The sequence below is a fragment of the Sandaracinomonas limnophila genome, assembly GCF_004005965.1.
In the GTDB taxonomy this organism is placed as follows: domain Bacteria; phylum Bacteroidota; class Bacteroidia; order Cytophagales; family Spirosomataceae; genus Sandaracinomonas; species Sandaracinomonas limnophila.
The window spans coordinates 41,049-53,155 of record NZ_SACY01000002.1 but is presented as its reverse complement, the minus strand read 5'-3'; the positions used below and the strand labels follow the sequence as shown (position 1 = coordinate 53,155).

Annotated in this window: 11 protein-coding genes and 1 pseudogene; all 12 read right to left on the bottom strand. The window is 35.8% G+C overall.

Features of this window, described 5'->3' with window-relative positions; genetic code table 11:
• Positions 1 to 48 precede the first annotated feature (48 nt).
• Entirely contained in the window at positions 49 to 594 is a 546-nt protein-coding gene (gene pnuC, locus EOJ36_RS03760) for a nicotinamide riboside transporter PnuC (RefSeq protein WP_127802699.1), read from the bottom strand.
• On the bottom strand, positions 591 to 1,241 hold the full coding sequence (gene nth / locus EOJ36_RS03755; RefSeq protein WP_127802698.1) for an endonuclease III: 651 nt from the start codon (positions 1,239 to 1,241) through the stop codon (positions 591 to 593). The genes pnuC and nth overlap by 4 nt, the downstream gene beginning before the upstream one ends.
• The gene (locus EOJ36_RS03750) at positions 1,241 to 3,226 is read right to left on the bottom strand and encodes a TonB-dependent receptor (RefSeq protein WP_164847833.1); all 1,986 of its coding nucleotides are present in this window, start codon (positions 3,224 to 3,226) and stop codon (positions 1,241 to 1,243) included. The genes nth and EOJ36_RS03750 overlap by 1 nt, the downstream gene beginning before the upstream one ends.
• A gap of 3 nt (positions 3,227 to 3,229) precedes the next feature.
• Positions 3,230 to 4,006, bottom strand: a complete 777-nt coding sequence (locus EOJ36_RS03745) for a hypothetical protein (RefSeq protein WP_127802696.1) — start codon at positions 4,004 to 4,006, stop codon at positions 3,230 to 3,232.
• Positions 4,007 to 4,011: 5 nt separating this feature from the next.
• Positions 4,012 to 4,779, bottom strand: coding sequence for a glycosyltransferase family 2 protein (locus EOJ36_RS03740; RefSeq protein WP_127802695.1), 768 nt, complete (start codon positions 4,777 to 4,779; stop codon positions 4,012 to 4,014).
• Complete coding sequence (locus EOJ36_RS03735) at positions 4,769 to 6,025, bottom strand: glycosyltransferase (protein WP_238944397.1); 1,257 nt, start codon at positions 6,023 to 6,025, stop codon at positions 4,769 to 4,771. The genes EOJ36_RS03740 and EOJ36_RS03735 overlap by 11 nt, the downstream gene beginning before the upstream one ends.
• Before the next feature lie 61 nt (positions 6,026 to 6,086).
• On the bottom strand, positions 6,087 to 6,983 hold the full coding sequence (locus tag EOJ36_RS03730; protein ID WP_127802693.1) for a Gfo/Idh/MocA family oxidoreductase: 897 nt from the start codon (positions 6,981 to 6,983) through the stop codon (positions 6,087 to 6,089).
• A complete protein-coding gene (locus EOJ36_RS03725) occupies positions 6,980 to 7,570 on the bottom strand; it encodes an acyltransferase (protein WP_238944396.1) in 591 nt (196 codons plus the stop codon). Before EOJ36_RS03725 ends, EOJ36_RS03730 begins: the two co-directional genes overlap by 4 nt.
• Positions 7,548 to 8,717: a DegT/DnrJ/EryC1/StrS family aminotransferase gene (locus tag EOJ36_RS03720; protein ID WP_238944395.1), complete on the bottom strand. Its 1,170-nt coding sequence runs from the start codon at positions 8,715 to 8,717 to the stop codon at positions 7,548 to 7,550. The genes EOJ36_RS03725 and EOJ36_RS03720 overlap by 23 nt, the downstream gene beginning before the upstream one ends.
• A gap of 4 nt (positions 8,718 to 8,721) precedes the next feature.
• On the bottom strand, positions 8,722 to 9,804 hold the full coding sequence (locus EOJ36_RS03715) for a glycosyltransferase WbsX family protein (protein WP_127802692.1): 1,083 nt from the start codon (positions 9,802 to 9,804) through the stop codon (positions 8,722 to 8,724).
• A gap of 243 nt (positions 9,805 to 10,047) precedes the next feature.
• Positions 10,048 to 10,219: pseudogene (locus EOJ36_RS12115) on the bottom strand (DapH/DapD/GlmU-related protein); the annotation flags it as partial.
• A 368-nt stretch (positions 10,220 to 10,587) separates the two neighbouring features.
• A complete protein-coding gene (locus EOJ36_RS03705; protein WP_127802690.1) occupies positions 10,588 to 12,105 on the bottom strand; it encodes a lipopolysaccharide biosynthesis protein in 1,518 nt (505 codons plus the stop codon).
• Positions 12,106 to 12,107: the final 2 nt, after the last annotated feature.

Sequence of the window (12,107 nt, the reverse complement as noted above, 5' to 3'; positions counted from 1 at the left end):
GAAAGGTGAAAGTTGAAAGTTGAAATGGGATTGCATAATTTTTCACTTTCAACTTTCCACTTTCCACTTAAAAAGTCCTCTCCACGCCAATACCACAAATAATCCGTATAGGCCTGCTGTTAGGTAAAGGTCTTTATAGATATACATAAGGACATAAAGGGCATCAATTACCATCCAAATAATCCAATTTTCTCGTTTTTGATGTGCAGCTAGGTAAGTTGCCCAAATGGATGCTGCCGTTAAAATTCCATCAAAATAAGGGAAGGATACGTTTTGGGTGAATTGTTGATGAAAATATCCCAATAGACTTCCTGTACTAAGAGTTAAAATAAATCCAATGGCTAAAGACTTAAATTGTGAATTGGTTGCCTGCCAATTTTTTTGATTTTTAGACCATTGAAAAATGCCATAAATGGCGGAGCCTATAAAAAAAACTTGCAACTCTGCATCCGCATACAAATTCGCTTCATAAAATATATATCCATACACCAAGGAAGCCAAGATGTTGATGTACCATGCAATCATCTTTTTTTGGGCTGTAAAAACTACGCCCAAGATCGATAAAATAACTCCTATGATTTCAAGGGTACTCATTTCTTGCCTTTTGTTTTCTCAAAATATTGACAAAAAGTTGTGATTTTGCAAGATTCACATTTCGGACTTCTTGCCAAACAAACGTACCTTCCGTGTAAAATAAGCCAATGATGTGCTTTCGGAATGATCTCTTCTGGTAAATGTTTGACCAATGCTTTTTCTACTAAAAGAGGCGTTTTGGCCGTTTTAGGAACTAGTCCCAGTCGGTGCGAAACCCTGAAAACGTGTGTGTCGACCGCCATGGCGGGTTGGTTGTAGATTACCGAAACTATCACATTAGCCGTTTTTCGCCCAACACCCGGTAGGGTTTGCAAATCTTCAATGGTAGATGGTACTTCTCCCTCAAATTGATCTACTAATTTTTGCCCTAAACCCAACAAGTGCTTTGCCTTGTTATTAGGATAGGAGACGGAACGGATGTATGAAAAGATTTCATCCACTGAGCTGTCGGCCAAGGCTTGTGGATTCGGAAAACGCTCAAATAATTTTGGTGTAACTTGGTTGATCCGCTTGTCGGTACATTGGGCAGATAAAACCACTGCAACCAATAATTCAAATGGATTGGAATAATGGAGTTCTGTTTCTGCCTCAGGGAAATGGGTTGAAAAATGATTTACAAGTTCTGCAAAACGTTCCTTTTTGTTCATTACCATTCTAATTGAAGTCCAAGGCTGAAATTTCTTCCCATAGATACATTGTAATAACGTCCTCCGACAGCGTTTAAATCGGGACCCGAGCTGTAGTTTTCGTTCAAGACATTGTCAAGATTTATCCAAATTTTTGTCCCGAAATTCCTAATTTTCTTGGAATAGTTAAATTTTAAATTCCAATATCTTGAAGCTGGAAGGAGGTCTGTATTTGCGTCATTTAGATACAAGGCATCGGTATAAATGAATTGAGGGATGATGTTGAAGTTTGGATGAACTTGAACAACTCCAACAAAAGATTGAACAAAAGGTGCGGTGCCCGTTAATTGATTGCCACTGTAGTTAGTGTTTACACTTTTGTAATTGATGAAGTGAAAATCTTGCAAGGTTGTGGCAGCGGTTAGTGTTAATAATTTATTTAGCTTGTAATTGAAGGTGTTTTCAATTCCTTTTTGTCGGGTTTGTCCAACGTTTTCAAAATAATCTGCACCATCTGCGGTACGTCTTAATGAAATACTTTCTTGCAGTTCAAACCAATAGGCAGTTAATTCCCAATTACCTTTTGTAAAATTATTTCGGTAGGTTAATTCGTGATTCCAGCCTTTTTCTGCTTGTAAGTTGGGATTCAAAACCGCGCTTGACGGTCTAATTTCTGCAATGCTAGGAGGTGAAAATCCATGGGCTATTTTGCCCAACAAATATTGATTTTGTCCTATTTTTTTACCAATTGAAATGCGGGGAGAAAATACCGTTTCTGGATTGTTTAAATTGGTCCAAAGTTTATTTAAACTACCAGAAATAGTAAAATTCCAATGGTTTTTAGTTTGGTAGTCGGTTTGGAAAAATGCTGTATATTGTTCTATTTGCGCATTTTGTTCCACTTGTAAAGCTCCTTTTTCTCCTAAATTATTGGCATAGGTTGAGCTATTGAATTTTCCGGATAAAAACTCGTAACCGGCATCCCAAGAGAAATTATTGGCATCGTTTTTGAAATGGAGAACCCCTCTTGAATTGATATTTGGCTCGTTTCTAATTTCGTAATTTCTGATACTTGGGTTCTGAATATCATTCTGTTGGTATCCTAGAGAAGCATCGTATGCCCAATGATTATCTATTTGGTTTTTTATGGATAAGGCTGAGAAAAAACTTTGTATGTAAAAGGTTGCTTTTTGGTCGATGGCACCTTTTGCAGTACCTACCGTAGGACGAGCCTGTTTGGGATTAGCCAAATATTGGGTGAGCGTTAGTCCACCAGGTGTTTGATAGCGTAAATTGCCATAATAACTTAAAAATTCAATTCTTCCCGCATCGCCAAAGGATTTTTGTGCTTGGAAACTAAGGAAAGTCTTTTCCATATCCGATTGTTCCCGGTATCCTTTTTGATTTCTGTAGGAAACGTAAACCCGGTTTTGGATTGATTTGTTTCCAAAATTCAGGTCGAATGTATGCTTGTTTCCCCCCAAAGAATTATATGAATTGTTAATTGTTAATCGGTCCCTGAGCTTGTCGAAGGGTGAATTATTAATAATTGAGTTCAATTGCATCGTTCCACCCGTACCAGCGCCGTAAAGTCCGCCAGAAGGTCCTTTAGAAATAGTGGCTTGATGGAAAAAATCGGGTTCAAATAGTTGGAAATAGGTATTGTTCCCAGCATCTGTTAAGGAAATATTATTCCAATAAATTTTCACGTTGCGAACGCCAAAAGGTGCACGAAGCGAACTGCCACGAATGGCTAGTCGGTAGCTTCCTGGCGAGCGTTCTTCCATTTTCACTCCGGTGATAGCATTGAAAACATTGACAAAAGATGTGCCAGAATTTATGCGCAATTGCAGGGAGTCGAGATGAGAAATAGCATCAGGATTGCTTAATTTTTTTCTATTTTTCTCAAAACTATGAACTACCACATCGGGAAGTTCAGTACTTGTATTTTGTGAAAAAGCGGAAAAGGAAATTGCAAATAATAAGGGTAGATAATAGGCTTTCAACACTTAAAATAAATAATTTATATAGACGGATAACATTTTATTCTGACTATTGAAAATAGTTTTTGATTTTAAATTTTCTGTACCCCCCAAATTATACAGATCATAGTCAATTCCAAAATTGAATTTTTTAATATCAACTTCTACTTGGTTTCTCCAACTAACTTCATTTTTTTGAGAGCTTGTTTCATAAGGAACCCCAATATATCTACCGTACAGTGTAAAATTTGTTAAGATTGGTAAAAATGCCTTAGTTGAAAAAATCCATTTTGCTTTTCCTGGCAGAATTAAATTTAATCCGGCAGATAATCCATGTAAAGCATATTTTTCTTCCTCTACATATTGTGTGATGTCGGTAGATATTTTTCTAGCCAAAGAAATACTGAAAAAACTTACCTCTGGCGATAGAAAAGGTTGGGATTTACCTCTAGTTTGGTTAAATAATACACCAATTTCAGCACTTCCTCCTCTATAGGTTGCAGATAATTTATTGATGTCCAATTCCATGGGTTGAGTTTGTCCCTGCATTTGGTATGGAATAAATTCATAATGAGCAGGATCAACCTTTGAATTGGCAATGTTACCAAAGGTTTTCACTTCACTAAAAAAAAGCTTGCTTGAGTTGGGTTTTTGGTAAGTTAATTGAAAAGAAAAATTAGCTGTTGATTGGTTTTCATACCAATTTAAACTGCTTATGCCTACACCGGAACGCAAATGAAATTTCTGCGCATTAATTATAAATGTTGATGCAATCAAAAAAAAGATGGCTAAATAATTCTTCATATTTATTACCAATATTTGCCCTTTTTTTGAAAGGCAAAAATTAATCCTCTAAATATAATAAATAGGTGATGGAAAATGGTAGGTATTAAGCCAAAATGTGATTTTAATACCTCGAATCTTTCCTTCCAAGAATCTTTTAGGTTTTGTACGGAGGCTCCACCCATGAGGTAATTGGAAATCGGATAGTCTGTTTTTTGGATTTTATTTGAACGTTTCAAGCAATTAATTTCCCAATCAACGTCGGAACTCAAGCGATATTTTAAATCAAATAAGGGTGCAATGGTTTTTTTTGCAATGAAGGATTGGTGGCAAATTACCATGCCAAATTTAAAGTCTTTCCAAGTAGCTTGAGTGGGTAATTTTTGGGGAGTTAGGTCCGAGCGGAGTCCTAAAATTTCATGCTTTAGGTTGATGAATTGAGCCTCGCCGTATAATACATCGGGTTTGCCTTCTAAGTCTTTTAAGATTTTAGAAAGTGTTTCAGCGTTTGCAAAGGTGTCACCAGCGTTTAAAAAAAGCACATATTCTCCAGTTGCCATTTGCAAGCCTTTGTTCATTGCATCATAAATTCCTTTATCTTTTTCAGAAATTTTTTGTTGAATTTTGTCCGAATGATTTTGGATAATTTCCCAAGTGCCATCTGTAGAAGCGCCATCGACTACAATATATTCAACAGCTTGTAAATCTTTTTGTTCAAACACAGATTGCAAGGTACTATTGATATAGTCTTTGGCCTGGTAGGTGATAGTGATGATGCTCAATTTATACTTCATTGTTCAGCGCATTTTGATAGACTTCCAAATGTTTTTGGACAATGATTTTTTCTGCATATTGTTCTTCAACTTTTACTCTGGCTAATTTGCCCCATGATTCTTTATTTTTTATTGTTTCAAGAATGCCATGGGCAAAGTCGGCCGTATCAAAAGCTTTGGCCACATATCCATTTTTTTGATGGTCTATCATTTCTGGTATTCCGCCTATTTCAAATCCAACGCAGGGAGTTCCACATGCCATGGCCTCCATGATGGTATTCGGTAGATTTTCCTCCAAAGAGGTGGTGATATAAGTATCGGCCGCTTGATAAATCATTGCCATTTTTTCAAGCTCTGAAATGTGTCCAAAAAAATGTATTTTTGTTTTTATGGACTCAAAAACAGATTTATCTATTACGTTTCCAACAATTCCGATTTGAAAATTTGTTTGAGATTCTAGGATTTTTATTGCCTCTATAAATTGTTTGAATCCTTTTTTGATTGCGTTGGGTCTGACAGCTACAAACAACAGCAAGGGGAGGTCAGTATTTAAATCTAGTGCTTTTTTAGCTTTCTCTTTAGGATTCGGGACAAAAATTTGATGAGAATCTAAAGTGTTTGGAATTGCAGAAATGTTGTGATTTTTGAGAATACTACTTTTTTGTGCTCTTTGTTTTAGCCAATTTGAGCAAGTAATTACCTGTAAATTTGGTGCTTTGAAAGCCTTTAATTTCTTCTGCCATAGTTGATTTGATAAATCATTTTTGGCTGGTTTTTTTATAAATTCTTCACAAAAACCACATTGCGACTGGTAATTTTCGCAGGTTCCCGAATGGTGACAACCACCGGTGAAAGCCCACATATCGTGTAAAGTCCAAAACACAGGCTTGCCTAAGGCTAGCAGTTGTTGAATATTTTGAATGGACAAAAACCCAAAATTGGTAAAATGCAAATGAATGATATCTGCTGATTGAATGGATGGATGATGGCTTAGGTTTTGTCCAAATATGCCTGGATTGAAAAGAAATCGGATAGATTTATTTTTTTCGAATGGTAAGAAGTAAAGTCGCTCAGCTACAAATCGTATGTAATTTCCAATTTTTTGAAAAAATGTGTTTCCTAAAGAATCATATTCTTTGGATATTCCTCCTTCCTGAACGATCCAGTGTACCTCATGTCCATTTTCTCTCAATGCCTTCACCAATCGCCCGCAAGCAATTGCAGCCCCCCCATTGTTGTGGTGAAAAGAAAGCATTGCTATTTTCATGGGATTCATCAATTACCAATTACCAATTACCAATTACCAATTACCTATTACCAATTACCTATTACCTATTACCTCTAATCTTGCTCACTATCTCAATCGCAGTTTTATTCTCCATCACTCCAAACCCATTTCCTTTCAAAATCTCTTCATAAGATTTGGTATGTAATTCTGTAAAACCATCTGAAAATTCTATTTCTTCCCCTTCAATTGTCAGGGTTCTGTAAGTTCTTTTTCCTTGCAAACGGACTTGTTCGGGGATTTCGTTGTAGTCTATGCTCAGTGACCAATTTACATTGGCTTGTTTTAATTTCAAATTCCCTTTTGCAGTTTCGGAATTGATAGAAGTCACTAAGTTTTCTTGAACTTCTCCAAAAATCCAGCTCAACATATCAAAAAAGTGTACACCAATATTGGTTGCAATTCCTCCTGATTTTTCTAAAACCCCTTTCCAGCTTCTATGATACCATTTGCCGCGAGAAGTGATGTAGTTTAGATTGATATCATAAACCTTATCTTTCGGGCCGTTTTTAATTTTTTCTTTTAAAGCAATGATACTTGGGTGTAAGCGCAATTGTAAAATAGAATAAACGCGTTTGCCTGTTTCTTGTTCAATTTCTGCAATTGCGTCCAAATTCCATGGATTGAGCACCAAGGGTTTTTCACAAATTACATCACAACCACTTTTTAATGCAAAGCGGATATGGGCATCATGTAAATAATTGGGAGAGCAGATAGAAATGAAATCAATGGGATTTCCTTGTCTTCTTAATTTATCAACATGGCGATCAAAACGTTCGAATTCTGTAAAAAAATCGGCATTTGGGAAGTGGCTATCCATGATTCCAACTCCATCATAGGGATCAAAGGCCGCAACTAAATCATTGCCTGTATCTTTGATGGCCTTCATGTGTCGAGGTGCAATGTACCCCGCTGCACCAATTAATGCAAAATTTTTCATTTAACTCGTTTTACTGTATTTTGATCTAATTTGTATTCTTGTTGAGATTCAGGACAAATAGCAAGTCCTGATTCGTCAAATTGTAATTTATGTCCGTATTCACTCACCCAACCCGTTTGTCGGGCTGGATTCCCAATCACCAATGCAAACGGCTTAACAGGTTTTGTAATTACTGCCCCAGCACCAATTAATGCAAATTCTCCTATTTCATTTCCACAAACAATTGTCGCATTTGCGCCAATGCTTGCCCCTTTTTTAACTAAGGTTTTAATATAGGAATCTCTTCTAATGACGGCAGAGCGTGGATTTAAGATGTTGGTAAAAACCATGGAAGGTCCCAAAAATACATCATCTTCACAAATCACTCCTGAATAAATGGAAACGTTGTTTTGAACCTTAACGTTTTTACCCAATATTACATTGGGCGATACAACTACGTTTTGTCCTATATTACATTGTTCCCCAATCACAGCACCTGGCATGATATGAGAAAAGTGCCAAATTTTGCTTCCATTGCCAATTTGCGCACCATCGTCAACTACTGCAGTTGGGTGAATAAAAGGATTATTGTTGTTTGAAGAATTCAATGATTTGTTCAGTTATGTAAGTTAATTGCTCTTCATCCATTTCTGTATGAATGGGCAAAGAAAGGACTTCCTTGCAAAGTTGTTTACTTTTCTCCAAATTACCAACCACTCGACCAATGCTGCTGAAGGCTTTTTGCTCATCCAAGGGCATTGGATAATAAATCATGCTGGGAATTCCTTTTGTTGCTAAATAGTTTTTTAATTCATCTCTACGCCCCCCAATTTCCACTCGATCACTAATCACTCGCTCACTCTTCACTAGGATAGTGTATTGATGAAAAACATGGCTGGATTTCGGGTTTCTGAAAGGTGTGCTAATCTCTGGGATTTTACTTAGTCTTTGGTCGTAAAAATCCGCTACATTTCTTCTTCTTTCGTTGAAATCATCTAATTCAGGCAATTTTACACGTAATATAGCAGCTTGAAGTTCATCTAAGCGTGAATTTACCCCAATGATTTCATGAAAATATTGTTTGGCTTGTCCGTGATTGGCAATCATGCGTAAGCGCTCTGCTAATTCTGTATTTCTAGTGAAAATAGCGCCACCATCTCCAAAACAGCCTAAATTTTTGGAAGGAAAGAAGGAAGTAGTTCCTATATCTCCCATACAGCCTGCAAATTCTTTTGTGCCATCTGAAAAGGTATAGGTTGAGCCAATTGCCTGAGCGGTATCTTCAATAACATACAGATTATGTTCCTTGGCAAATTTTAAAATACCTTCCATTTCTGCACATTGTCCAAATAAATGAACCGGTACAATGGCTTTTGTTTTGGAAGTAAGTGCTGGTCGTATATTTTCAACTGTTAAATTAAAGGTTTGTGGATCAACATCTACCATAACAGGCGTTAAACCCAATAAGCCTATGACTTCTGCCGTTGCAGCGTAAGTGAACGCTGGAACGATTACCTCATCACCTTTTTCAAGGTTCAGCGCCATGAAAGCGATTTGAAGGGCATCGGTCCCATTGGCGCAAGCAATTACGTACGCATTGTTTAAATAAGCTGATAATTCCTCTTGAAATTTAGTAAAATTGGGACCCTTGATGAAGCGGGTGTTGTCAATTGTCGATTGAATGGCCTCATCAATTGGACCTTTCAAGCGATTGTATTGACTTTTCAAGTCCACCATTTGAATAGTTGCTCCCATATTTTTAAAAATTTTCTTCGCTTCTAGCTTCTTTTAAAGCTTCTAAATATTGTTTGCCAAATCGTAAATCGGGTTCCATATAATTTCCTTCCGCCCACTCGTTCCAAGATCGAAGGAAAATAACTTGATGTGGTGGATTTTTCTTTTTTGTTAATCTTAGCACTTCTTTAACGTGTTTTTTAAATTTTGCAGGGGTAGAATTGTGCAAAATATGTCCGCCTCTACCTGAGCGCGGGGAATGGTCCCAATTGGGGAATATACTTGGATAAACATGTTCGGATTCGTCCTCTTTGCCCGAAAAGAATTTGGCAGCCTTTGCGTAATCAACCACTTGTCCTTTTTTTAAAAGTAATTTGCCAATTTTTGATTTCAATGCGGAAAGGAAGTCATTTTCTTTTTTGAAAATATGAAACATGCGAACCGTATTGACTGCATCAAACCCCATTTGTAAAAAGACCTCAATATCCTCCATATTATAGGTATTGGCAACAAAATGAATTCCTTTCAATCCATTTTCTTTTGCTAATTCCTGCCAAGTTTGAAATAAAACCTGAATGTCGGGAATTCGATAAGGTGAATGGATATAAAAGACAGGTTTGTTTTCTATTTGAATATATCGAGGATCTTTAAAAGCTTTTAGTAAGGAATTGAAATGTAGAATGTAATCTTCCTTACCTGGATATTTTTGTTCAATTAATAGCTTGGAAGTTCCCTCTGCATTAAATTGTTTGTCTTCCCAACTATGATTTGCCCATCCTAAACAAAAAGGGAAATCAGGTTCTCCTGAATGAAGTACCTCCTCAAATGGTTTTTCGATTAATCGTTTGCCATTGCCAAACCAATAATGCCAATAACAAAATCCATCTACTCCATATTCTTTTGCCATTTTTGCCTGAGCAATTCTCGATTCAGGCAAACGTAAATCATAATATCCTAAATCGGCTGGTACGCGGGGTTGGTAATGTCCTTTAAAAAGTGGTTTTGCCTTACCCACATTTGTCCATTCCGTGAAACCCTCTCCCCACCAAGCATTATTTTCTGGTATGGGATGGAATTGGGGAAGGTAAAAGGCAATTATTTTGGACATTTTTTTGAGTTATGGGTTATGGGTTATGAGTTATGAGTTATGGGTTATGAGTTATAGTTTTTTAACAATTAACAATTAACAATTAACAATTAACAATTAACAATTAACAATTAACAATTATTCTATTTAATAGGGTTTTTAAGTCTTCTGGGGTTTTAATTTCTTTATAAATTTCTTGGATATTGTTTTTGATTTTATCAAGGGGAAAATCCTTCAAATTTACCTTATTTAGTTCAGAAATTACCTCTTCTGAAAAGCGATATTTGATAATTTTTGCGGGATTGCCTCCCACTATGGCATAATTGGGGACATCTTTGGTTACCACAGCACCCGCGGCTACAATGGCACCTTTACCGATTTTAACACCACTTAAAATTAATGCATTGGTGCCAATCCAAACCTCATCTTCGATAATAATTGGGCCTTTTGTGGTAGAATCGATGGGATTGTATGCGATAAATCTAGACCAAAGTGGGTAGCTTGTCAGGGTATTTGTTTGATGATTGTTTCCCAAGATAAACCAAGCACCTGGAGCGATTGAAACAAAATCTCCGATTTGTAAAAATTCACCTTCTTGCTCGTATAAACTTTGTACATTGAGTTCCCCGTAGGAATGAATTCCTACTTTGACATTGTTGATTGGAAAGGGTCTGTCGCCCGGAACCGTATAATTATGAGTGTTCATTTTTCTCCAATTTTTTTTGAATTGAGAAATCTCAAATTGTCGGACAAGCTCTCTTAAGATGGGTATTTTGGAGAATAATTTTTTCAAAATTTTGTCAATTAAAATCCTAAATTTTTACGAATATAATTTTTCTTAAAAATATTTCGAAGTAATCCGTTTTTGGAAAATATTTTTTCATCCACTTCCGGAATAGGCTTGATAATTTTCAATAAAATTAAAAATAAAATCACGGATAAACTTCCTTTTAAAATGAGTTCTAAAAATGCATTTAAATTAGTCTGCATCCAATAATTTAAACTAGACAAAATGATTAGTATGAGTAATATTTTGAATGTAACTTTTGAAAAAGGATTTAGATCGAAACTTATTTTTAGAAGAATGAATTTAAGTAAATTAAATAGTGTAATAGAAATCAAAATACTTAAAGCTGTTCCTGTGATACCATATTTTGTGGTAAAAAAATACGTCAAAAATACATTGAAGATCGCAGAGATAATAACAAAATATAAATTGTAATGGTATAATTTTGAGTAACTAATCGCATGTGTGTTGAGGCTTGTTACCATATCGACTAATTTGGCTAAACCTAAAATTAAAAATACATTTATTCCTTTATTGAATAATTCGGAATGTCCTGAAATATCTCCCAAGTTTTGAAAAATACTTCCCAAAACTACGAATAAAAAAGTTCCAGAAAGGAATAATGTGTTTGACACTTTTTTAAGCAATTGGTTCAATTCAGCATATTCTTTTTCTTCTAAGTGTTTGGCAATAATCGGTGCCGAAATACTTGAGATGCCAGCCATTGGAATTTCAATAAAACTTGCAATGAAAAATACAATGGAATATTTTCCTATGTCTTCTAAACTTCCAAAGCCGGCCAAGGCCAAAATATCTAATTTGCTTGCCAGTAAATTGGCTACTCCTGTAAATCCGGAAATGAAGGTAAAGGTAAATAGGCTTTTGGGGATCGACTTAAATTTGAATTTTTCAAAACTAAAATCTCTTTTTTGTCCTATTTTGTAGGTATAAAAAAAGAGAAATAATAAGGCTAAAACATAATAGGTAATGAGAATCCATGAAACTGAAGTTTTGGAAAGTATAGCAAAATAGGCCCCAAGAATTAATAGGGGGAATACTAATTTTACACCTAAATTTAGAATTAAATTTGGTACGACTGTTCGTTGAAAATTTGCAGAAAGATTCGTTAGAAGTGAGATAAAGGCCAAGGCAATTCCCCCAATAAGGATGTAAAACAGATTCTCCTCCAAAAATAATGTATTATAACCTGATTTTTGTAAAATTTGAAAAATTGGTTTTTGTGCAAAAAAAACGAATAGGCTTAAACTTATTGAAAATAGGCTAGTGAAAACAAATGATAGGGAAAGGGTTTGGCCAGCATTTAGGGATTTGGAATGAAAATACTTGGTCAGAATGGCATTGCTGCTGAATCCTAAAATTGGTGCCGAAAATACAATTAAACTATTGATTCCATTGGCGTATCCATACAGTGAAAGATCTAAGGGGTAAATGAAAAGCACACTTAATGCTCCAATCAACGAGCCAAAGGCACTTAAGATTGAGTATTTGATGCTTTGTCTGATTACAATCCCCACTT